Here is a 23,062-nt window from a genome sequence, read left to right as displayed (position 1 = left end):
GTGTCTCAAGGCTGCTCGGGCAGATCAGGGGTATCAGGGTCGAAGGCGTCGGCTTGCATGCGGGCGCGACGGCGCAGCGTCCACCACAGGAAGGCCAGGCCACCCACAGCCAGCAGGCCGGGGCCGAACCACAGCAGGGCCGTGCTGCGGTCCACTGGTGGGCGGTAGAGGATGAAGTTGCCGTAGCGGGCCGTCATGTAGTCACGGATCTGCTGCTCGTTGTGCCCGCGTTGCAGTTGCTCGCGGATCTCCTGACGCAGGTCAACGGCCAGGCCGGAGTGCGAATCGGCCACCGTCTGGTTCTGGCAGACCAGGCAGCGCAGTTCGCTGGCAATGGCCATCATGCGGGCTTCCTGTTCCGGGTTCTCGGCCAGCAGCGCGGCTTCACCGGCCCAGGCGTTCGGTGATGTAGCCGTGAGGTGCAGGCACAGCACAAGGCCACACCAGGCCAGCAAACGCAGGGCCGGTCGGACCCATGAGTGTGCGTGTGGGGCAGGAAGATCAGCCATTGAGTTGCCTCAGCATGGGTTCGATTTCATTGGCCAGTACATCCGGTGTGATGGGGCCGATGTGCTTGTGGCGGATCACGCCCGCCTTGTCGATGATGAAGGTCTCGGGGACACCATAGACACCGAAGTCGATGCCGATGCGGCCTTCATGATCAAACAGGGACTCAACGTAAGGGTTGCCGCCTTCACGCAGCCAGGCCAGGCCATCCGGGCGTTCGTCCTTGTAGTTCAGGCCGTAGATGGGTACCACATTGCGGCGCGCGAATTCAACCAGTACCGGGTGCTCCTGCCTGCAGGCGCCGCACCAGGACGCCCACACATTGAGCATCCAGACCTTGCCGAGCAGGTCTTCCTTGCGCAGGCTGCGGCTGGCGTCGCTCAAGGCGGGCAGGTTGAAGGCGGGCGCGGGCTTGCCGATCAGGGGAGAGGGTACTTCACGCGGGTCACGTTTCAGGCCCAGGCCAAGGAACACGGCCAGCGCGAGGAAGATGCCCAGGGGCAAGAGGAAGCGTTTCATACAGTGGCTCCTGTTGCAGCGGGTGTGGTGCGCTCAGCGGGTTTGCGGGCACGGTAGCGCCGGTCACTGGCTGCCATCATGCCGCCGATGGCCATGATCAGGCAGCCGCCCCAGATCCAGTCCACAAAGGGCTTGTGATAGACGCGGATGATCCACTCACCCGTCTCCAGTTGCTCGCCCATGGACACGTACAAGTCGCGTGTGATGCCTGCATCGATCGCGGCTTCGGTCATGGGGTTGCTCTGAATCTTGTAGATGCGCTTTTCGGGGTAGAGCGTGCTCACCGTCTTGCCATCGCGTGTGATGAGCATCTCGCCGCGGGCAGCGACGAAGTTCGGGCCTTGCACTTCAAGCACATTCTGAAGCTGGAATACGTAGCCGCCCACCTCGGTGGTGTCGTGCAGCTTCATCTTCACGTCGCGTTCCGTCTCGTAGGTGCGCACCATGCTGACGCCAAAGGCAAAGGCAGCCACACCCAGGTGGGCCACGATCATGCCGGCCATGGCGAGCGGGATCTTGCGCCAGCCCTTTTCGTGCAGGTCCACGATGATCGAGCCCACGATCCAGAAGGCCATCCACAAGCCGATGGAGGTGCCCAGCGAGATCTTGCCGGCCAGCCACTGTGTGGCCAGGGCTGCGACGACGGATGCGGCCAGTGCCCAGCGCAGTCGCACGGCCAGATCAGGCAGCTCGGCTTGCTTCCAGCGTGCCAGCGGCCCCACCCCCATCAGGAAGACCAGTGGCGTCATCAGCGGGACGAACACGGTGTCGAAGTAGGGCGGGCCCACCGAGATCTTGCCCAGGCCCATGGCATCCAGGAACAGGGGGTAGAGCGTGCCCAGCAGCACCGAGCCCATGGCCACGATCAACAGCACGTTGTTGGCCAGCAGCATGGATTCTTTCGACACCAGGCCGAAGCGCTGGCCCAGGCCCACCGTGGGGGCGCGCCAGGCGTACAAGGTGAGCGATGAGCCGATCACCAGCACCAGGAAGGTGAGGATGAACAGGCCTCGGCGCGGGTCGGTGGCAAAGGCATGCACGGACGACAGCACGCCCGAGCGAACCAGGAAGGTGCCCAGCAGCGACAGCGAGAACGCCGTGATGGCCAGCAGCACCGTCCAGTTCTTGAAGCTGCCGCGCTTCTCGGTCACGGCCAGCGAGTGCATCAAGGCCGTGCCAGCCAGCCAGGGCATGAAGGAGGCGTTCTCGACAGGATCCCAGAACCACCAGCCACCCCAGCCCAGTTCGTAATAGGCCCACACGCTGCCCAGCATGATGCCGATCGTGAGGCAGATCCAGGCGGCGATCGTCCAGGGGCGCGTCCAGCGGGCCCAGTTGGCATCGAGTTGACCGCCCAGCAAGGCCGCAATCGAGAAGGCGAAGGCCACCGAGAAGCCCACATAGCCCATGTACAGCATGGGCGGGTGCGCCACCATGCCGGGATCCTGCAGCAGCGGATTGAGGTCTCTTCCATCCAGCGCCATGGGCAGCAGGCGCTCGAAGGGGTTGGAGGTGGCCAGCATGAACAGCAGGAAGCCGAAGCTGATCATGCCCATCACGGCCAGGATGCGGGCCAGCACGGCTTGCGGCAGGTGTTGGCTGAATTGCGCCACGGCCAGCATCCAGAAGGCCAGCATCATCACCCACAGCAGCAGCGAGCCTTCATGGCCACCCCACACACCGGCGATGCGATAGGGCAGTGGCAGGGCGCTGTTGGAGTTGGACGCCACATACAGCACCGAGAAGTCATTGCGGATGAAGCAGGCCATCAGGGCGATGAAGGCGCCACCGATCAGCACGAAGAGCACGCGAGCCAGAGGACGGGCCAGGCCCATCAATGCGGCATCGTTTTTATAGGCGCCCCACAAGGGCATGGCCGACAACAGCATGGAGACGGCGAGCGCGAGCACCAGCGCGATCTGGCCCAGTTCGGGAATCATTTCGGCTCCTTGTGTTGGCCGGCTTCGATGCGGGCGTTGGCGTCGGCCGCGCGCTTGAGGGCTTCGGCGGCTTCGGGCGGCATGTAGTTTTCATCGTGCTTGGCCAGCACCTCTTGCGCAACGAACACACCATCGGTACCCAGCTTGCCCTGTGCCACCACGCCTTTGCCCTCCTTGAATAGGTCAGGCAGGATGCCCTGATAGCGCACGGGCACCTTGCGGAAGGTGTCGGTCACCACGAAGTTGACCATCACGCCGTCACGCGTCACCGAGCCTTTTTCAACCAGACCACCAAGGCGGAAGGTGCGGTCCAGCGGGGCCTCCTTGGCCACGATCTGCGAGGGCGTGAAGAAGAACACCAGGTTCTTCTGAAAGGCGTTGAGAACCAGTGCGGCCGCAACGCCCAGGATGGCCAGGCCACCCAGGATGAGCATCAGGCGCTTCTTGCGGGGTGTCATCTTACGTATCCTCTTGTTCGCAGTGGCTGGCCAGTTGGGCATGGCGCCACGCCTGGCGTCGGCGGTGTGCGGCCATCAACGGCTCGACCAGCATGCACAGCAGGGTGATGCCATAGGCGCCCCAGATGTACAGGCCGTAGCCGTCCATGGCGATGAAGTCGGAAAAGCTCTGCCACTGGGACATGGTTTGTTCACTCCTGGCGACCGTTCTGATGGCCATTGACGAGCGCTCGCACCCACTGGGTCTCGCTTTCGCGCTCCAGCACGATGGCGCGTGTGCGTGTGAAGACCACGGCAAAGGCATAGGCCCAGAAGGCGATGGTCATGAGCAGCATGGCGGTGAGCATGGTCGAGGCCATCTTGGGGGCGGCGGTCATGCTGATGGAGGCGCCCTGGTGCAGGGTGTTCCACCAGCGCACCGAGAAATAGATGATGGGCACGTTGATGGCCCCGACCAGGGCAATCAACGCGCCTGCGGCGTCGGCTCGGCGCGGGTCATCAATCGCTTCGACCAGGGCCATGTAGCCCAGGTACAGAAAGAGCAGGATCAGCTCGGAGGTCAGCCGCGCATCCCAGACCCACCAGGCGCCCCAGGTGGGTTTGCCCCAGAAGGCGCCGGTCCACAAGGCGATGAAGGTGAACAGGGCGCCCGTGGGGGCAATGGCGCGCGCCAGCATGGAGGCCAGTCGGACCTTGAACGCCCAGCCTATCGCGGCCCAGAAGGCCATGGCCATGTACAGCACCATGGACATCCAGGCTGCCGGCACATGGATGAAGATGATGCGGTAGGACTGCCCTTGCTGGAAATCCGTGGGCGCGACGATGAAGCCCGTGTACAGGCCTGCCGCACTCATCAACAGGCAGACGGCCCATAACCAGGGCATGAGGGCCGCGGCCAGGCGCTCGAACTTCGAGGGCGCGGCGAAAGTGGTCCAGTTCAGCTTAGACATCCATCAATCCAGTGCAATCTTGAGCGCAGCAGCGGTCGCCCAGGGTGCGCCCAGCAGGGTGAGCAGCAACAGCGCGCCCAGCAGGGACAAGTGGCCTTCCGGCGAGAGCCCCGCAGACACCGCCACCACGGCCCCCGCCCCGAAAATCAGCACGGGCACGGCCAGTGGCAGCACCAGCAGCACGATCAGCATGCCACCGCTGCGCAGGCCCAGCGTCAGGGCCGCGCCCACGCCACCCAGCAGGCTGAGGACCGGCGTGCCGAGCAGGAGGCTGAGCACCAGGGTGGTCAATTGTCCTCCAGGCAGGTCGAACAGGAGGCCCAGTACGGGCGATGCCAGCACCAGGGGCAGGCCATTGATGCTCCAGTGCGCCACGGCCTTGGCCAGGGTGAGTCCTGCCAGTGACTGGCCAGACAGCAGCATCTGCTCCAGGCTGCCGTCGGCAAAGTCCGATCCATACAGGCTGCCCAGGGACAGCAGCGAAGCCAGCAGGGCACACACCCACACCACGCCAGGGGCGATGGTGCGCAGCGTCTGGGGTTCCGGGCCCACACCCAGGGGGAACAGGCTGGCCGCCACGATGAAGAACACCAGGGGCAGCAGGGCCTCCACCCGGCGGCGCATGGCCAGCTTCCAGTCTCGAAGGATCAAAGGCCACATGCGGTTCAATCCTTCCCCACCAGACTGAGGTCCAGTTCGATGGCCCCGGGAAGGGACAGAGCCTGATGGCTGGTCAGGATCACGGCGCCCCCGTTCTGGCAGTGCTGCTGGATCAGCGTGTTGAGGGTGGTGATGCCTTGATCGTCCAGCGCGTCAAAAGGTTCGTCCAGGATCCAGAGCTTGCTGGAGGCAGACTGGCACAGCCGGGCCAGAGACACCCGCCGCTTCTGCCCCTGTGACAAGTTGCGAACAGGTGAAAGCCGTTGCCTGTGCACGCCCATGTGGGCCAGCGCCTCGGTGCAGGTCCGATCGTCAAAGGGCAACTCGTGCAGGCGCAGCAGGAAGCTCAGTGCCTCCATGGCATTGAGGTCATCCTTCAGGCCATGCTGGTGGCCGATATAGGCCAGCGGCACGGGGCGCTCGATGTGCCCTTCTGCGGCTTGCGACAAGCCCGCCAGCAGGCGCAGCAGGCTGGTCTTGCCTTGCCCGTTGGGCCCGCGCACCCACACCAACTGGCCTGGGGCCACCGCCATGTGCAGATGCGCAAAGAGCAGCCGCCCGCCACGCCGACAGGCCAGATCCTGGGCGTGCAGGTGCACCGGAGCGTGATCAGTAGTCGTAGCGGTAGCCAAGGAAGTAGGTGTAGCGGGTGCTCTTGTCGTTGTTGGCCACGCCTTCGGTGCGCGTGTAATCCACATTCAGGTTGGATTCCAGCGTGACGGTGGGCCGAGGCTTGAATGATGCCTTCAAACCGGGGCCCCATGCTACCGTGGTGATGTTCAGACCTGTTGCCGTGTCCTGGCTGATGTTGCGCTGCCAGCGCAGGCCGGGCTCAAGCTGCCAGGTATCCGTCAACGGTGTCAGATTGTTGTAGTTGAGCATGTAGGTCTTGATCTGCTTGCCGCGCATCAAGGATGCGGTGAACACGTTCGTGTCACGTGCCGAGTACAGATTGGAGCCGATGGCCAGCAGGCTCAGGGTCTTGGACAGACCGCTGGCGGCCTGTCCTTGCGGCAAGACGGCGTTGGGTGCGATGGCGCCTGTCCGGTTGAAGTCAAGCGTGGCACCCGTCTGCCATTGCGGTGAAACCGGCGTCGTGACGGACAGCATCGAGTGTGTCCAGTAAGACGTGTTGGCGCGCACCAGTTCCCTCAGCTGATCGACGGTGTAGCCCCGGTTCTTCAGATCGGTGATGGTTTGAGGGATGATGCCCGCGTCCGTGAACTCCTGGTACTGGAAGAACAAGGTCTGGCTGAGCGATGCGGGCGCCAGGCTGCGGCGCTCATAGGTCGCCAGGACCGTCGTGTTGTCCTCCGCCGTGTAAGTGCCCTGCAGGCTCACCACGTTGATTTTCTTGAAGATGACGTCGTAGTCCGTGGAGGCCATCAATGACGAGTTCTGCGTGAAGTAACGCAGGTCGGCGCCCGTTGCGCGACGGTCCACCTCGCCATCGATGTTGCGCTGCAGGATGAACAGGGACGCACCCATATTAGGCGTGAGCGCATCGGCGTCAATCGAGGTGCCAAAGAACTGGCGTTTGGCTTCACCCAGCTTGTCCGTTGGTTGGCCTGCCGCGGCCGATACCTTCCACTTGGGCCTGAAGGCGTAGCTGCCCGAGGCGCCGTCATAGCGGCCTTCGCCGCCCCACATGGCAGATTGGCGACCCAGTCTGCCGCGCACGCCATTCTTGAGCCCCTGGTAGTCGAAGTAGGCAGCGTTCAGGCGGTTGCGGTAGCGGGACTTGCCCTTGAGCTGGGCATCGCTGAGCATGTTGTAGTCGAACTGATCGCGGAACACCAGCTTGATGTCACGGTCGGCGTCGCGGGAGCGCCAGGTGGTGTCGACGTTGGTGGACAGCAGGCGCTGATCCGTCGTGCTGATGGGGGCCTTGCTCCGGTTGTTGATCTCGTCAGCTGACAGCAGTGTGCCGTCCGTGTCTCGCACGGCTTGTGTGGCGGTGGTGGACTTGCCGCCGTAGTAATACTGAGAGATCGAGCCCGTGGTGGTGATCGCGCCCTCCGGTGTCTTGATGGACTCGATGGTCGGCGCGAGCTTCAGATCGGTGGGCTGCATGCCGGCCAACAGGCCCTTGACGCGCTCTGCGCCAGGCCCGCTGGGGTATTGCTTGAGATAGGACTCGAACTCCGCTCGCGCCTTGGCCTGTTCGCCCTGAGACAGCCGTACCATGCCCAGCAACTCCTGCGCATCCGGCGTGACGGCGGTGGCCGGCAGATCGAGCAACTGGTTGAGCAACCTGATGGCTTCTTCCGGCTTTTGTTGTTCGTAGGCCTGGCGCGATTGGTCCAACAGGTCGCGGGCTTGCTGATCGGCGGTGGCAGCGGGCGCTGTCGCCGGACCTGGTGCCGGGGAGGGCGCTGATGCTTTGCTGGCAGTGGCCTCGCCCAGCTTGACAATCACAGCGGAGGGAAAGCGCGACAGTTGTTTCATGGCGGCCTCGGCCTCGGCCAGGGTGCTGAAGTAGCCCAGATCCATTTCATGGACCTGTTTGCCATCCACCACCCGTCGAGCCGTGAACACCTGGTAGTTCTGCAGTGATTGCGGAATGGGCGCTGCGATCTCCAGCTTGGGGTCGGCCGAACGAGCCAGCGCGATCACGTAGCGATGGCTGTGCATCTGCTCGTCCTGCGTTTTGCCCGTGACGGTCTTGACCGCCGAGCCCAGGCCCTCGAGTACCACCTCGATGCTGCGGTCCCCCTTGCCTGTGCGCACCTTGAAGTTGCTGGCCTGGCTGAACGAGATCACCAGGCGGCGGTTGATGTCGTCGAGCTTGTCCGTGCGAACGGGCTCGTCGGAGATGGTGATGACGGGCAGACCATCCACCTTGACGATACGGCGCTCGCCGGCCACGAAGCCCGGGTCGATATCGGTCAGTCGCAGCTGGTAGTAGGCCTGGGTCAGGTCCCGGGTTCGCGACGCGGTGGTGCGCAGGAGGCTCACTGGCGTGCTCAGGCGGATCTGCACGACGGCATGGTTGCCCTCACGGCGCAAATCAACTTCATCCAGCATTTCGGCGTGCAGCAGAGAACAGACGGGCAGCGCGAGCAGGGTGGCCAGCCATCTGGCACGGTGGGAGGACTTCATGATCATGTGGGATAAGGGCGTCAGTCCCAGTTGCGGTAGGTGTTGCCTTTGGTGCCCAGAGGCCGATGGCAACCGGATTGAGAGCAGTCGGTCACGCCCGTTCTTTGCCGATGAGTCAGCGACTTGCGTTCCATGGAGCCCAGATAGGCGGTCCCTGCGTTGTGGCAGGCATAGCACCAGCCCGAGCCATTGCCCATGCTGTTGTTGTGGTTCATCACGGCTGTGCCGAAACCGCCCGCATTGGTGCTGGTGTGGCATGCCTTGCAGTCCAGGCTGGCGCCATTGAGCAGCTGTGCTTCAGGGATATGGTTGTTGGGCTTGGCGGTGGCACCCCAGCCCACATAGGCTTGCGTGTGGCAGCTCTTGCATGCCTGGGTGCTCATGGCCGTGTGATTGGTGGTCACGGTGGTAGCCCAGGCTTGCTGGGACTTGTGGCAGCTGTCGCACTTCACGCCCCCGACCTGGATGGGGATGTGGTTGCCGGGTTTGCCGGTAGCCGTGCTGCCGTTGTGGCAGTTGTCACAGGTGCCCGTGCCCACTGCATTGGTCGGTGCGTGGGTATAGACCACGTTGCTCCATGACGCGGTGGACTTGTGACAGGACTCGCAGCCGCTGCTGATGCCTGCATGCACGGCATTGTTGGGCTTGCTGGTGAGGCCATAGGCGGCACTCAAGTGACAGGTCGAGCATTGGCCAACGATGCTGACGTTGGCGTGGAAGCGACCAGGGCTCCAGCTGCTGTAGCCGCTCTTGTGACAGCTGTCGCAATTGGTGATGGCGGCGCCCGCCAGCGATTGATAGGGGATGTGGTTGGCCGGGCGGCCATCAGCAGGTGGGTAGGCGCCGGAGTGGCAGGTCGAGCAGGCATTGGTGACGGTGACCTGCGTGTGGTTCCACTTGGTGGGCGTCCAGCCCGTGGTGTTGTGGCAGCTGTAGCAATTGGCGGTCACGGGGATGTGGCTGCCAGGCTTGCCGGTGGCGGCACTGCCGTTGTGGCAACTGCCACATTGCGTGGTCGCATTGAACAGGCTGTGGTTCACCTTGGCGTTGTTCCAGCCACTGGTGTTGTGGCAGGACTCGCAGCCGCCTGTCACCGTGCTGTGCAGGGCGTTGGCTGGCTTGCTGGTCAGGCCATAGACCGAGGTCAGGTGGCAGGAGGCACATTGCCCGACGATGCTGACGTTGGCGTGGAAGCGACCGGGGCTCCAGCTGCTGAACCCGTTCTTGTGGCAGGTGTCACAGTTGGTGATGGCGGCACCCGCCAGCGATTGATAGGGGATGTGGTTGGAGGGGCGGCCGTCAGCAGGCGGGAAGGCGCCGGAGTGGCAGGTCGAGCAGGCATTGGTGACGGTGACCTGCGTGTGGTTCCACTTGGTGGGCGTCCAGCCCGTGGTGTTGTGGCAGCTGTAGCAATTGGCGGTCACGGGGATGTGACTGCCAGGCTTGCCAGTGGCCGAACTGCCGTTGTGGCAGCTTGCGCACTGTGTGGTGGCATTGAACAGACTGTGGTTCACTTTGGCACCAGCCCAGCTGCTGGTGTTGTGGCAGGACTCGCAACCACCGGTGACCGTGCTGTGCGTGGCCGTGTTGGGCTTGCTGGTCAGACCATAGGCCGATGTCAGGTGGCAGGAGGCACATTGCCCGACGATGCTGACATTGGCGTGGAAGCGGCCGGGGTTCCAGCTGCTGTAGCCGCTCTTGTGGCAGGTGTCGCAGTTGGTGATGGCGGCACCCGCCAGCGATTGATAAGGGATGTGGTTGGACGGGCGACCGTCAGCAGGCGGAAAGGCACCGGAGTGGCAGGTCGAGCAGGTGTTGCTGACGTTCACCTGCGTGTGGTTCCACTTGGTGGGCGTCCAGCCCGTGGTGCTGTGGCAGCTGTAGCAGTTGGCCGTCACCGGGATGTGGCTGCCAGGCTTGCCCGTTGCCGTGCCACCGTTGTGGCAGGTGCTGCACTGAGTCGACGCATTGAACAGACTGTGATCGACCTTGGCCCCAGCCCAGCCACTGGTGTTGTGGCAGGACTCGCAACCACCGGTGACCGTGCTGTGCGTGGCCGTGTTGGGTTTGCTGGTCAGACCATAGGCCGATGTCAGGTGGCAGGAGGCACATTGCCCGACGATGCTGACATTGGCGTGGAAGCGGCCGGGGTTCCAGCTGCTGTAGCCGCTCTTGTGGCAGGTGTCGCAGTTGGTGATGGCAGCACCCGCCAGCGATTGATAAGGAATGTGGTTGGACGGGCGACCGTCGGCAGGCGGGAAGGCGCCGGAGTGGCAGGTCGAGCAGGCGCTGGATACGTTCACCTGCGTGTGGTTCCACTTGGTGGGCGTCCAGCCCGTGGTGCTGTGGCAGCTGTAGCAGTTGGCCGTTACCGGAATGTGCGAGCTCGACTTGCCGGTGGCCGTGCTGCCGTTGTGGCAATTGCTGCACTGCGTGGCGGCATTGAACTGGTTGTGGTCCACCTTGATGTTGGACCAGGCGCTGGTGGCATGACAGGACTCACAGTTGCCTGTGACGCCGCTGTGCGTGGTGGTGGCGGGTTTGCTGGTCAGGCCATAGGTCGAGGTGAGGTGGCACGAGGCACATTGACCGACGATGCTGACGTTGGCGTGGAAGCGGCCTGGGTTCCAGCTGCTGTAGCCACCTTTGTGGCAGCTGTCGCAGTTGCTGATCGACACCCCCGCGAGCGATTGATACGGAATGTGGTTGGCGGGCTTGCCGTCGGCGGGCGGGAAAGAGCCCGAGTGACAGGTCGAGCAGGCACCGGCCACCAGCGCTTGTGTGTGATTCCAGCTGGTGGGTTTCCAGCCCTTCACGCTGTGGCAGCTGACACAGTTGCCGGTCACTGGCATGTGCGAGCCGGGCTTGCCTGTGGCTGTGCTGCCGTTGTGGCAGGTGCCGCACTGCGTGCTGGTGTTGAACAGGCTGTGGTCCACCTTGGCGCCGGCCCATCCGGCGGTTGAGTGGCAGGACTCGCAACTGCCTGTCACGCCGCTGTGAACAGGGCTGTTGGGCTTGCTGGTCAGACCAAAGGCCGAGGTGAGGTGGCACGAAGCACATTGCCCGACGATGTTCACGTTGGCGTGGAAGCGCCCCGGGTTCCAGCTGCTGAAGCCGTTCTTGTGGCAGCTGTCGCAATTGCTGATCGACACGCCAGCCAGCGATTGGTAGGGGATGTGGTTCGCGGGTTTGCCGTCGGCGGGGGCAAAGGAGCCCGAGTGGCAGGTCGAGCAGGCCCCTGCGACCTGAGCCTGGGTGTGATTCCAGCTGCTTGGCTTCCAGCTGTTGACACTGTGGCAGCTGAAGCAGTTGGCCGTGACAGGGATGTGGTTGGACGTCTTGCCGCTGGCGGTCGCGCCGTTGTGGCAGGACGCACAGTTGGTGCCACTGTGGAATCCGCTGTGATCCGGCTTGGCACCGTTCCAGTTGCGGGTGGTGTGGCAGGAATCGCAAGTGGCTCGTGTGGCGATGTGGTTGCCGGACTTGCCTTGGGCGCGGACCCCATCGTGACAGGTCTGGCACGCCGTGCCGGGCGGGATGCCCGTGGTGTGACTGAAGCGCGGATTGCTGAAGGACTGTGTGCCGTGGCAACTGTCGCAGCCCTGCGTCGACGAGTTCGTTGGAATGTGGGTGGGCGGCATCACCACATTGGATCTGGCCAGACGCGAGCCCTGAGTGTGGCAGGTCTGGCAATCCTTGGGTGTGCCCTTGAAGATACCGTTGCTGTGGCAGCTTTCACAGCGCTGGGTGGCATGAGCCCCATTCAGCGGAAAGCCTGTTTTGAAGTGCTCGAACTTGCTGTTCGTGGCGCTCTGCGCTTCAGCCCGTCCCGGCACCACACCCAGCATCACGCACATGACCAACAGCAGCAAGAACGCTGCCGCGCGGGTCCAGGTGTGAGCGTGCGGGGAGGGTGTCATGAGTCAGGGGCGGGTACGACCAACTTCTACTGCTAACTGCAAAATGTGAAAACTGCACATTTATTGTACGGGATTCGTCCAGCCAAAGCGCCGAGTGTTTTTCAAGTTGTTTCCAGCCTTTTGTCGAATGGCACTGCTCGCAGCGCCCGCCGAACTGGCCGTCATGGGTGTCGTCCTTCTGGTGGCAGTCGATGCAGCGCTGACCGGTTTCGGCAACCGCCTTGCCAGCGGGGGCCGCCTGGGTGTGACACGCTTCACACTTCACCGTGCTGTGGGCGCCGGTTAGCGGGTAGGTCGTTTTCCGGTCGTGGTTGAAGTCCCAGGATTTCCAGTGGCGCGTGTTGTGGCAGGACTCGCAACGGGTGCCGAAGCGTGCCTTGTGCTGGTCGTCTTTTCGATGGCAGGCGAAGCAGTCACGCTGCGCATCCTTGAAACGTTTGGTTACATGACAGGCGCTGCATTCGACCCTTCCGTGGCTGCCGGTTAACGGGAAGCGTGTCTTGCCATGGTCGAACACGGTCGCCTTCCAGTCCTTGTCGCCATGGCATTGCTCACATTGCTGGCCCTGAGTGCCTTCGTGCTTGTCGTCCTTCTTGTGGCAGGCGAAGCAGGTCATGGCGGTGTTGCGGAAGGCTTTCATGCCGCCCTTGTGGCAGTCGCTGCACTTGATCTGGCTGCGAGCGTGGGCATTGCGCAGGGCAAAGCGGGTCTTGTCGTGGTCGAAGCGGCCCGCCGTGGCGCGCCAGTCGCGTTCGGAGTGGCAATCCACGCAGGTCTTGCCCAGTGTGCCCTCGTGCTTGTCATCCTTTTTGTGGCACGAGAAGCAGTCCATGGGCGCCTCCTTGTACATGGCGCTCTTGTGGCAGTCCGAGCAGCTCACCTTGCCGTGTTTGCCCAGCAGGGGGAAGCGGGTCTTGTCATGGTCGAAGCGAGGCGGGTCCTTCCAGCCACTCTCGCTGTGGCAGGAGGCGCAGTCCTTGCCCAGTGTTTCCTTGTGCTTGTCGTCTTTCTTGTGGCAGTCCCAGCATTGCTCGGGCAGCTTCTGCTTGTACAAGGGGCCGGTGTGGCAATCGGTGCAGGCGGTCTTGCGGTGCTTGCCGCGCAAGGCGTAAGAGGTGTCGGTGTCGTGGTTGAAGTCGATGGCCTTCCATGACTTGGCGCCGTGGCAGGTCTCGCACTTGCCGCCGAACTGGCCTTTGTGCTCGTCTTCCTTCTTGTGGCAAGCAACGCAGGTCTTGGGCGTGTCCTTGAAGCGGCCATTGGCGTGGCAGTCGTCGCACTTGGCCTTGGTGGCGTGCTTGTCTTCCAGCGCGAAGTGGGTCTTCTTGCCATGATCGAAGTCGGTGGTCTTCCAGCCGATTTCGCTGTGGCAGTCCGAGCACTTGCCGCCAATGCCGCCCTTGTGTGCATCGTCTTTCTTGTGGCAGCTCAGGCATTCGCTGGCAGCTTGCCAGTACTTCTTGCCGCTGGTGTGGCACTTGTCGCAGGCCACGTCCAGGTGTTTGGCCTTGAGCAGGTAATCCGTCTGTTTGTGGTCAAAGCGTTTGGTGTCGAGCACCACGATGCGTGCCTGGCGCCCCTTGTGGTCGGTGTGGCAGCTGCGGCAGGTGGCATCGGGCTTCTGGCGACCATGGAAGCCCGTGCGGGCCTTCATGTCCTGGCCGACTTCCTTGTGGCAGACCACGCACTGGGCATCCTGCCCTTTGGGGTTGAAACGCACATGGCAGTTGGCGCATTCGTGTTCGACCTTGGCGTGGCCGCTGATGACATCACCCGGCGCCAGCACCGATTCGATCGATTGCGCATGGGCGGGCCCGCCCAGTACCAGCAGGAGCAAGGCTAGAAGCAGCAGGCCCAGGTGCAGCCAGCGTTTTGGATTCCGGGGCATCACCAAGGCCTGGTCAGGTCGAGCGGATCAATACGCATGCACCGCCACGACATGGAAGATCGCGCACAGCACCATGATCCACACAAAGGGCACATGCGCCACGTGCCACATGGAAAACAGGCGCTCGAAGGTCTGGAACTGGGCGGCGCGCTGCACCGACAAGGCGTAGCGGTCGATCTGCTCACAGCAGCTGCGGTAGCGGGTGAGGGCTTGCTGCTTGCTCCATTTCTTGTCGGCCACCGCCTGCTTGATCAGCTTCTTGACGTCGGCCTTGCATTGCTGGGCCACGCGTTTGCGCTGGATGGGCAGCACGAACAAACGCCACAGGTGCCGGGCGCCCTGATTGGCGCCATCAGCCAGGGTTTGCCGCTCGAAAGCTTGCATGGCCTGGAGCACGCCGGGCATGGCCTGGAACTGGGTGTCCGCCGCTTGTTGTTCCTGGCCCATGGCGCCGCGCAGGCTGGCCAGGGTGGCTTTTTCGCCGCGCAGATCTGCGTGCAGGCGCACATACAGGAAGCGCCCGATCACCCCGCTGAGTGCCACGATGACCATGGAGAACAGCGCCACGGCGGCGTTGGTGGAGCCGATGTGGAAGGTGGAGTGCAGCAGGATCAGCCAGGGCCCCAGGATGCCCAGCACCATGTGGGCCGCAAACCAGTACTTCGAGGCGCCCCAGCTGTAGGTGACGCGCCAGCGCTTGCGCAGGGGGTAGGTGAACAGCAGCAGCATCGACACACCGCCCGCCACGCCCAGCCAGTAGCCCGTTTGGGACCAGGAAGTGAACCAGCCTTGGGCCGAGGTCCACCATGCCACCAGCGTCAGCGCCGTGATGGCCAGGTAGATGAGCAGGTCGGTGCGCAAGCGCGCCTGAACCTGAGGTGCCTGTTGCTCAGGCGTGCTGCGCCCAGGTGGTGTGGCGCCAGGGGTGACGGTGGAGGTGGTGGCACTCATGGGGGCCCGATTTCGCTGCTTGACGGCCCGTTCGGGCGGTGCAAAAAATTCTATCGACAGTGTATGGTTGAAAATGTGCAATTTGCACACGTTTAACATCGCTTACATGAAATCCGGTTGAAGCCATCATCCGGATCGAGTCTGCTTCGGTGTGTTGTAGCCTGCGTTGTCGTCCCATGTTGATTCCTGCTTATCTGACTTTGTATGGCGGTGTCGCGGCCGTGGCCGTGGCCGTGCACCTGGTGCTCCGGCAGCGCCGTCGCAAGGCGGACGCCGCTGCGCTGGCCGAGGCCAGCCAGGCGGGTTTGAACCTGCCAGCCTCACTGCACCCGGTGGTCGATCCCAATCGGTGTTTTGGCTCTGGCGCCTGCGTCAAGGCCTGCCCGGAGGAGGCCCTGGGCATCGTGGACGGCAAGGCCACACTGGTGAATGCGTCTGCGTGTATCGGGCACGGGGCCTGCGTCACGGCCTGCCCGAGTCAGGCCCTGTCCCTGGTCTTTGGCACCTCGGAGCGCGGGGTCGAGATTCCTGTACTGAGCAAGGAGTTCGAGACCAATGTGCGCGGCATCTTCATTGCTGGCGAACTGGGCGGCATGGGTCTCATTCGCAAGACCACGGAGCAAGGTCGTCAGGCCATGAACGGCGTGCGCCAGCGTGTGGCAGAAAGCCGCTCCGATGCGCCGCTGGATGTTGTGATCGTGGGCTCTGGCCCGGCTGGCATCTCGGCGGGGCTCAGCGCCTTGCAGCACAAGCTGCGCTACCGCATCCTGGAGCAGGAGGATTCGCTGGGGGGCACGGTGTACCACTACCCGCGCAAGAAGGTGGTGATGACGGCGCCGGCCAAACTGGATCTGGTGGGCAGCATGAGCCTGGGCACCGAGGTGGCCAAGGAGGCCTTGCTGGGCTTCTGGCACGACGTGGTCGGCAAAACGGGACTGAGCTTCCAGTTCGGCGAGCGCCTGGAAGGGATCGACCCGCAAGCGGATGGCAGCTTCATCGTGCGAAGCAGCAAAGGTTCGCACCACACCAAGGCTGTGCTGCTCGCCCTTGGCAGGCGTGGTTCGCCCCGCAAGCTGGACGTGCCCGGTGAGGAGCGCAGCAAGGTGGTGTACCGCCTGATCGACGCCGAGCAATACCGCGGCCAGCGCATGTTGGTGGTGGGGGGGGGTGATAGCGCCCTGGAGGCTGCCATCGACCTGGCGCGACAACCTGGCACGCAGGTGACACTGTCCTATCGCAGTCAGGCGTTTTCGCGCGTGAAGGAGAAAAATCGCCAGCAGCTCAAGCAACTGCAGGACGAGGGCCGCATCCTGGTGTGGCTGCAATCACAGGTGCTGCGCATTGAAGACGATCACGTGGTGCTGAGCACCCAGGATGGCGAGCAGACCTTGCGCAATGACGGCGTGATCATTTGCGCAGGCGGTGTGCTGCCGACGCCTTTGTTGCAGGCCATCGGCATTCGCATGGAGACCAAGTACGGCACCGCCTGAGCCGTGCCTTTGGGGCGAGGCCTCAGTTCGGTCCCTGGAAGCTGCCTTGACGGAAGGTCAGCACCAGCGTGTCACGCCAGCCGTGTTCGCCAATCGGCTGAATCGGCGTGGATTCGTGGATCACGCGCTCGTCATCAAGCAACAGGGTGCTCCAGGGTTCTGTCAGCGTGAAGCGCACGCCATGCGGGCCATCGGCTTCGAACACGCGTGTTTCACCGCCCTTGACCTCGTGGCGCTCCAGCATCAACACGGCCACGAAGTCCACGCCATCTCGGTGGGCGCCTTCGGGCGTGGGCCGACCGATGCCGCCGGTCGTGTCCACGCGGAACTGGTGGGCTTCGATGTACCAGGCGGGCACCGGTTTGGTTTCGGCCAGCAAGCCGCCGATGTGGCGCAGCAAGGCCTGCCACATAGGGTGCGTGCAGATGGCCGGCTCGATGGGCTGGAACAGGCGCTCGAAGCCACCGTGCAGGGCGTTGTACGTCACGGGCTGCCAGTGCGCGCGGTGTGGTGTCTGGATCAGCTCGCCTGTGGCGGTGTCCAGACGGAAGCAGCTGTGGCGGCGAAAGCGGTAATGGCCGCCATCACGCAGGTGTTGATCAGGTGGGAGGTCGTTCCAGCTGTCGTGCAAGGCGTTGGCTGTGGTCAGATCCGTGTGCAGGGCGGCCAGCAGGGTAGGGGCGTTGATCACGGCCCAGCCCTGCTTGCGCAGTGTGGCAGGGACCTGATCCAGCGAATTCGGGTTCAAGGCATCCATCCCGCGATCCTCGCACGAATGCGGAGCCCCGCCTGCCGGCAGGGCTTGAGGCGCGTCAAGTTGGACGTACAGGGCGAGGTTTGCCGTTCTGATCGATGGCCACGTAAGTCAGGTTGGCCTCGGTGACCTTGACCAGAATCGGGTCCGACGGGCGACGCTCCGCCCAGGCTTCAACGTGGACGGTGATGGACGTGTTGCCGATGCGGGTGACGCGTGCATACAGCGACAGCAGATCGCCGACCGACATCGCATTGCGAAAAACGAACTCGTTGACGGCAATGGTGGCCACCTTGCCGCGTGAGATGCGACCAGGCAGCACGCAACCCGCCAGGTCCACCTGCGACATGATCCAGCCGCCAAAGATATCGCCGTTGCCATTGGCATCGGCCGGCATGGGCATGACGCGCATGACCAGTTCCATTTCCGGGTGCAAATCGGGGGGCGTCAGCAGGGTGTTGGGGGGCGGGGATACGGTCATGGGCAATCCGGTCGACAATCGACCTCTACAACATCAGACAAAGCATTGTTCCAGAATGCGCCGCTTCGCACACGCTCCCGTTTCTGAAAACCCGAACTCCGGCACGAATAGCCCCCGTTCGGACCGTGACACCCTGGCTCGCCTGTGGCCTTATCTGTGGGCCTACAAGGGCCGCGTGGTGCTGGCGCTGGCCTTCATGATTGGCGCCAAGGTGGCCAATGTGGGTGTGCCCCTGCTGCTCAAGAACCTGGTGGACAAGCTGGCCCCGCATCCCAGCGCTGCCCAGGCCATGCTGGCCGTGCCGGTCGGCCTGCTGGTGGCCTACGGGCTGTTGAGGCTGTCGACCTCGCTGTTCACCGAGTTGCGGGAACTGGTGTTTGCCAAGGCCACCGAAGGCGCGGCGCGCAGCATTTCCCTGCAGGTGTTTGCGCATCTGCATGCCCTGAGCCTGCGCTTTCACCTGGAGCGCCAGACCGGCGGCATGACCCGGGACATCGAGCGCGGCACGCGCGCCGTGCACTCCTTGATCTCTTACTCGCTCTACAGCATCGTGCCCACCCTGATCGAGGTCACCCTCGTGCTGACGCTGCTGGCCACGAAGTTCGACATGATGTTTGCGTGGATCACGCTGGCGGCCCTGGTGGTCTACATCACCTTCACCGTGTCCGTCACGCAATGGCGCACGCGCTTTCGGCGCGAAATGAACGAGCTGGATTCCAAGGCGCATTCCCGCGCGATTGATTCGCTGCTCAATTACGAGACCGTCAAGTACTTCAACAACGAAGCCTTCGAGACCCGTCGTTACGACGAAGCGCTGGAACGCCTGCGCCAGGCTGGCGTGAAGACGCAGCAGACCTTGTCGCTGCTCAATACCGGTCAGCAGACCATCATCGCCGTCGGCCTGATTGCCATGCTGTGGCGTGCAACCGGTGGCGTGGTAGAGGGCCGCATGACGGTGGGTGACCTGGTCATGGTCAATGCCTTCATGATCCAGCTCTACATTCCTTTGAACTTCCTGGGGGTGATCTACCGCGAGATCAAGCAGGCCCTGACCGACCTGGACAAGATGTTCACCCTGATGGAGCGCGATCGCGAAGTGGCCGATGCACCTGATGCGAAGCCCCTGCTGCTCAAGGATGGCCCGCATCATCCGCCTTCGGTGCGCTTTGACCATGTCGACTTTGCCTATGACCCGGCTCGCCCCATCCTGCATGACGTGAGCTTCGAGATCCCGGCCGGTCAGACGGTGGCGGTGGTGGGACCCTCGGGCTCTGGCAAGTCCACCCTGGCACGTTTGCTCTATCGCTTCTATGACGTGCAGGGGGGGCGCATCACGGTCAACGGCCATGACATCCAGCACCTCACGCAAGACAGCCTGCGCCGCAACATCGGCATCGTGCCGCAGGACACCGTGCTGTTCAATGACACGGTGGCCTACAACATCGCCTATGGCCGCCCGGAGGCCACGCACGATGAGGTGGTCGCCGCAGCGCAATCGGCGCGCATCCACGATTTCATCAGCCACACGCCCAAGGGCTACGACACCATGGTGGGCGAGCGAGGGCTGAAGCTCTCGGGCGGCGAAAAGCAGCGCGTGGCCATCGCCCGCACCTTGCTCAAGAACCCGCCCATCCTGGTGTTTGACGAGGCCACATCGGCGCTGGATTCCGCCAACGAGCGGGCCATTCAGGCCGAGCTGTCCGCGGTGGCGCAGGGCAAGACCGTGCTGGTGATCGCACACCGTCTGTCCACCATCGTGCATGCGCACGAGATCCTGGTGATGGAGCATGGCCGCATCGTAGAGCGGGGCACGCACCCGCAACTGATGATCGCCAATGGCAAATACGCGCAGATGTGGCGCCTGCAGCAGGCCGGTGGCGAGCACGTGCCCGCATGAAAAAAGCCGCCCTAAGGCGGCTCGTGGATGACCGGCCAGCTGAGCCGGTCAACGTCACCGAGCTCACTCAAGGCGCCAGCAGCACGGGGTAGCGAGGCTCCAGCGTGAAGGGCTGGATGGAGTAGCTGAGCTTCCTGGTGATCATGCCGGAGTCAATGTAGGACACCGTCTTGATGTTCCAGGGCAAGGGGGCACTCACTTGTTTGCTCGTGGTCGAGGCGTTCCAGACCAGATAGCGTTGAGCGCCTGAGGCCGTGCGCAGTTTGAAGATGTAGATGTCCTGATCGGCCATCTTGTAGGCGCTGTACAGCTTGGTGCCCTTGAGCCATTCGGCGGCCTTGGCGTAGCCCTTGCCCAATGGCGTGGCCGGCATCAGGCCCGTGCAGTAGTACGGCGCACCCTGAGGTTGCTGGTTGCACGGATAGGAAATGGCACCGTCCGCATTCTTCACGCCATTGGGTGGACGCGAGACCAAAGCGGACCAGCCCTCATTCCAACCTTCCAGGAAGAAGTAGTCCATGTTGCTGACGCCGTTGGCCCATTGCACGGCCAGCGAGCGAGGGATCAACCCTTGCTGGTCCAGCAGCCATTGCGTGGAATTCAAGGCAGGGCGTATGCCGACGCAGCTGGTGCCATCCTGTCCACAACTGGCACCGCTTTCCGTGTTCCAGATGGGTTTGGCGCCCAGGCCGTATTCAGCCATTTTCAGTTTGACGTTGGCAACGACTGCAACCAGGTCGCTTTCAACCCGGTAGGGTGTGATGTAGCCATGGAAGTTGTAGATGTCGATGTGCTTGCCCGCGCCGGCTTTCAGATAGCGGTCCATCCATTCGCCGTCCGCTGCAGGCCCGACCAACTTCTGGCCTGCGTTGACGGCGGTCAGGGCCTGCTTGGCTTGCTCCGTCAACTGGGCCATCCATTCAGGGCTGCCTTGGTAGAAGTTGCCCGTCGCTGGCTCGTTCCAGATTTCAAAGTACTTGATCTGGTCTTTGTATTTGGTGGCCACGGCTGTCACGTAGGCCTTGAAGGCTGCCAGTGTGCTGGGGGCTGAGCAGGCACCAAATTCGATGGTCTTGCCACTGGCGTTGGCTGTGGCGTAGTGGTAACTGCATCCCGCGGGGCTGCCGTCGATGTTGGCGTAGTCGGATGCCCAGCGAGGTGTTTGACCCAGGGTGTAGATGATGTCGCCGTTGGGCGCATGGTTCAGCTTCGGATCGGTCGTCGATCCCTGCAGGAAGAAGCCCACACGGTAGTTCAGTCCGCGCCAGTTCCAGTTGTTCGTGTTGCTATCCGCTGTGGGCTGGATGGCAAACCAATAGGATTCATCGGTGCCCCACAGGCGCAGCACCTCCTGCCCCAGGTTGGTCCAGCCATTGTGTGAGCCCAGTTCATTGATGTGCAGGCCGAACATCTTGCGGTCCATCAGCAAGGGCGTGGCGGCGGTCGGCTTGCCGAAGGCCTTGTCTTCTGCCATGTTCAGGGGGTTGGTGTTCACCTCCTCGACGGACATGCTGTCGACGTAGAAGGGCACACCTGCCTTTCTGGGGAACAGGCGCAAAGACCGGTCACCAGGTGCGACGACCCCATCTGGCGTGGTCACAATGCCTTCGATGATGACGTCGGTGGTCGCGCCGGCTTGCAGGTCCACGGTGCGTGTGATGCTGGATGGCTGAATATCGGTATTGACCTCTGCCCCGTTCTCATCGAAGTAGTGGAGATGACTGACGACAATCGAGCGGATGTCTACCTGCGTGGTGGTGCCTGGTGCGCCGTCGGTGCCCATCACGAGGCGGATGCGGTAGCGCGTATTGAGCTTGAGATTGAGCGGCAGGATGTACTGAACACCGCCGCCATCGGCATTGAGACTCAAGGGCGCGAACCTGATGGCCCTGTTGGCAGGGTCGCTGGACCATGGTGGTGTGACGCGGGTGATGTCGCCCGCCTTGGCGGTGGCGCCGTAGTCAATGGCGTACCACTTCTTCAGCACGTTGTAATCGATGTACTCGCCATCCGGGCAGACGGCCTGAGGGGTGCCGTAGATGTCCGCGCAGTCGTTGAACGATCTGACGTAGTTGTCCGAGCTGCTCTTGATGGTGCCGGTGTTGTAGTTTGGTGCGGTATCCGGCAGCGCAATCGTGCTGGCAGCGAACGCCGTTTGAATGGCAGCTGCCAGCAGGCCAGGTGCGATGAGATACGGTTTGCTGATGGGTTTCATGTGGTCCTCCATGTTGAGTGACGCAGACGCCCGCAACCCGACAGGACGCGACGAAGGACGTGCGAACCGTCTGCCAGCTCTGTCAGCTGGACCTGTCCCTTCCCTGGGTTGTTTTGTCTGGCATCCATTGAACGAATGCGCACACACTTTATGCGTTCACACCCCACTCGAACGGGACACCGTGCACCCGTTTCTATCTGTTACTTTCCGGGCCGATGTGCCTCGCTTCGCGCAGGACGCGGTCGAGCACCTGTGTGGCAGCCCGACGGGCCTCTTCAGAAGCAGCCAGATGCGGCGCACGGGAGATGGTCGTCACCAGGCCCTGGTTCGCGAGGACGGCCTTGACCACCGACGGATTGGGCTCTGCGTACAAGGCCCGGATCAAGGGGCTCAACAGGTGCTGCCATTGGCGAGCCTCCTTGAGTTGCCCTTCACGCAGTGCCCCGTACATCTTCATGAACCCCTCGGGACAGGTTTGTGCCGCAGCGGTGATGGCACCTGCGCCACCCAGGCAGAGGTTGTGAAAGATCTGGGCATCCTCGCCAGCCAGTACTTGCAGGCGGCCATCGGCGATCAGTTGCTGCGTCTTGTCCAGCGAACCACCACAGTCCTTGATGCCGGTGATGTGTGGGTGCTCGGCCAAGGTCAGGATGGTGTGCAGGTCCATGGCCACACCAGTGCGATAGGGGATGTCATACAGCACCAGGGGCGCATGGGATCGCTCCGCCAGATCCTGGAAGTGGTGAACCAGTGCCGCTTGTGATGGGCGCACGTAATACGGTGCAGGACTGAGCACGGCATGCAAGGGCAGGGTGTTCAGATGGGCCAGCCGTGCATGCAAATGGCCTACATGGTTGCCCGCCAACCCGCCGATCACGGGCAAGCCTTGTGCGGCGTCCAGCACGGTATCGAGCACCGCGTCCTGCTCGGCGTCGTCCAGTGCGGCAGCTTCACCCGTGCTGCCAAGCGCAACCAGGCCCGTGACTTCGGCCTGCCGCAGGTGCTGAACCAGACGGCGCAGCGCCGCGTGATCCACGCTGTGCGTGGCATCGTTGTGAAAGGGGGTGACGATGGCCACCCAGATCCCTGAAAGGTCAGACATGAATGAAATTCCCACGCGAAACAAACGACCGGTTTGAAGAACCGTCCGGATGGCGAAGGAGATGTCTGGTGGGGTGTGGGCGCTTTGGGCCCTGACCGTTTACAGGCTGTTTCCGTCGCTCATCTGACGGAAGCAGCTGCTCCGGTCAGACGAGCGGCTGTTTTTTGGCTTTGCTGGACACGCCTGCACCTTCGCTGGCGCGAAGGTGGTTGGAGGCGTTCAGGCGGG

Annotated in this window: 18 protein-coding genes; 2 read left to right on the top strand and 16 right to left on the bottom strand. The window is 63.0% G+C overall.

Going from position 1 to position 23,062, the window contains the following annotated elements:
• Positions 1 to 5: 5 nt before the first annotated feature.
• Genes VFW93_RS05190 through VFW93_RS05135 form a run of 12 tightly spaced genes read right to left on the bottom strand, consistent with a single transcriptional unit; the run spans position 6 to position 14,895 of the window.
• Positions 6 to 509, bottom strand: a complete 504-nt coding sequence (locus tag VFW93_RS05190) for a cytochrome c-type biogenesis protein (RefSeq protein WP_329692922.1) — start codon at positions 507 to 509, stop codon at positions 6 to 8.
• Positions 502 to 1,026, bottom strand: a complete 525-nt coding sequence (locus VFW93_RS05185; protein ID WP_329692921.1) for a DsbE family thiol:disulfide interchange protein — start codon at positions 1,024 to 1,026, stop codon at positions 502 to 504. Before VFW93_RS05185 ends, VFW93_RS05190 begins: the two co-directional genes overlap by 8 nt.
• Positions 1,023 to 2,966: a heme lyase CcmF/NrfE family subunit gene (locus VFW93_RS05180; protein ID WP_329692920.1), complete on the bottom strand. Its 1,944-nt coding sequence runs from the start codon at positions 2,964 to 2,966 to the stop codon at positions 1,023 to 1,025. The genes VFW93_RS05185 and VFW93_RS05180 overlap by 4 nt, the downstream gene beginning before the upstream one ends.
• Entirely contained in the window at positions 2,963 to 3,424 is a 462-nt protein-coding gene (gene ccmE / locus VFW93_RS05175; RefSeq protein WP_329692919.1) for a cytochrome c maturation protein CcmE, read from the bottom strand. Before ccmE ends, VFW93_RS05180 begins: the two co-directional genes overlap by 4 nt.
• 1 nt (position 3,425) lies before the next feature.
• Complete coding sequence (ccmD, locus tag VFW93_RS05170) at positions 3,426 to 3,608, bottom strand: heme exporter protein CcmD (RefSeq protein ID WP_329692918.1); 183 nt, start codon at positions 3,606 to 3,608, stop codon at positions 3,426 to 3,428.
• A gap of 7 nt (positions 3,609 to 3,615) precedes the next feature.
• Positions 3,616 to 4,374: a heme ABC transporter permease CcmC gene (ccmC, locus tag VFW93_RS05165; RefSeq protein ID WP_329692917.1), complete on the bottom strand. Its 759-nt coding sequence runs from the start codon at positions 4,372 to 4,374 to the stop codon at positions 3,616 to 3,618.
• Positions 4,375 to 4,377: 3 nt separating this feature from the next.
• On the bottom strand, positions 4,378 to 5,034 hold the full coding sequence (gene ccmB / locus VFW93_RS05160) for a heme exporter protein CcmB (RefSeq protein WP_329692916.1): 657 nt from the start codon (positions 5,032 to 5,034) through the stop codon (positions 4,378 to 4,380).
• Positions 5,035 to 5,039: 5 nt separating this feature from the next.
• On the bottom strand, positions 5,040 to 5,633 hold the full coding sequence (gene ccmA / locus VFW93_RS05155) for a cytochrome c biogenesis heme-transporting ATPase CcmA (RefSeq protein ID WP_329692915.1): 594 nt from the start codon (positions 5,631 to 5,633) through the stop codon (positions 5,040 to 5,042).
• A 10-nt stretch (positions 5,634 to 5,643) separates the two neighbouring features.
• Positions 5,644 to 8,136: a tetratricopeptide repeat protein gene (locus VFW93_RS05150; RefSeq protein WP_329692914.1), complete on the bottom strand. Its 2,493-nt coding sequence runs from the start codon at positions 8,134 to 8,136 to the stop codon at positions 5,644 to 5,646.
• A 20-nt stretch (positions 8,137 to 8,156) separates the two neighbouring features.
• Positions 8,157 to 12,008 (bottom strand): cytochrome c3 family protein, encoded by a 3,852-nt coding sequence (locus tag VFW93_RS05145; RefSeq protein ID WP_329692913.1) that lies wholly within the window; start codon positions 12,006 to 12,008, stop codon positions 8,157 to 8,159.
• The gene (locus VFW93_RS05140; RefSeq protein WP_329692912.1) at positions 11,956 to 13,944 is read right to left on the bottom strand and encodes a cytochrome C; all 1,989 of its coding nucleotides are present in this window, start codon (positions 13,942 to 13,944) and stop codon (positions 11,956 to 11,958) included. Before VFW93_RS05140 ends, VFW93_RS05145 begins: the two co-directional genes overlap by 53 nt.
• A gap of 27 nt (positions 13,945 to 13,971) precedes the next feature.
• Positions 13,972 to 14,895 carry a hypothetical protein gene (locus VFW93_RS05135; protein ID WP_329692911.1) on the bottom strand — a complete coding sequence of 308 codons (924 nt, stop codon included), beginning with the start codon at positions 14,893 to 14,895 and terminating at the stop codon, positions 13,972 to 13,974.
• A 176-nt stretch (positions 14,896 to 15,071) separates the two neighbouring features.
• Between VFW93_RS05135 and VFW93_RS05130 the strand changes: the two genes are divergently transcribed.
• Entirely contained in the window at positions 15,072 to 16,385 is a 1,314-nt protein-coding gene (locus VFW93_RS05130) for an NAD(P)-binding domain-containing protein (protein WP_329692910.1), read from the top strand.
• 22 nt (positions 16,386 to 16,407) lie between these two features.
• Here VFW93_RS05130 and VFW93_RS05125 read toward each other — a convergent pair whose 3' ends face one another.
• Positions 16,408 to 17,142, bottom strand: coding sequence for a 2OG-Fe dioxygenase family protein (locus tag VFW93_RS05125; protein ID WP_329692909.1), 735 nt, complete (start codon positions 17,140 to 17,142; stop codon positions 16,408 to 16,410).
• Positions 17,143 to 17,197: 55 nt separating this feature from the next.
• Positions 17,198 to 17,620, bottom strand: coding sequence for an acyl-CoA thioesterase (locus VFW93_RS05120; protein ID WP_329692908.1), 423 nt, complete (start codon positions 17,618 to 17,620; stop codon positions 17,198 to 17,200).
• A gap of 55 nt (positions 17,621 to 17,675) precedes the next feature.
• On the opposite strand from VFW93_RS05120, the gene VFW93_RS05115 reads away from it, so the two are divergent.
• A complete protein-coding gene (locus VFW93_RS05115; RefSeq protein WP_329692907.1) occupies positions 17,676 to 19,517 on the top strand; it encodes an ABC transporter ATP-binding protein/permease in 1,842 nt (613 codons plus the stop codon).
• 67 nt (positions 19,518 to 19,584) lie between these two features.
• On the opposite strand, the gene VFW93_RS05110 is transcribed toward VFW93_RS05115, so the two are convergent.
• Positions 19,585 to 21,732: a glycosyl hydrolase gene (locus VFW93_RS05110; RefSeq protein ID WP_329692906.1), complete on the bottom strand. Its 2,148-nt coding sequence runs from the start codon at positions 21,730 to 21,732 to the stop codon at positions 19,585 to 19,587.
• A 193-nt stretch (positions 21,733 to 21,925) separates the two neighbouring features.
• Complete coding sequence (gene dapA / locus VFW93_RS05105; RefSeq protein WP_329692905.1) at positions 21,926 to 22,834, bottom strand: 4-hydroxy-tetrahydrodipicolinate synthase; 909 nt, start codon at positions 22,832 to 22,834, stop codon at positions 21,926 to 21,928.
• Positions 22,835 to 23,062 lie beyond the last annotated feature (228 nt).

Source organism: Aquabacterium sp. (genome assembly GCF_036279675.1).
Classification (GTDB): Bacteria; Pseudomonadota; Gammaproteobacteria; order Burkholderiales; family Burkholderiaceae_C; genus Aquabacterium.
The sequence above is the reverse complement of the archived record's forward strand: the minus strand, read 5'-3'. Positions and strand labels throughout refer to the sequence as shown.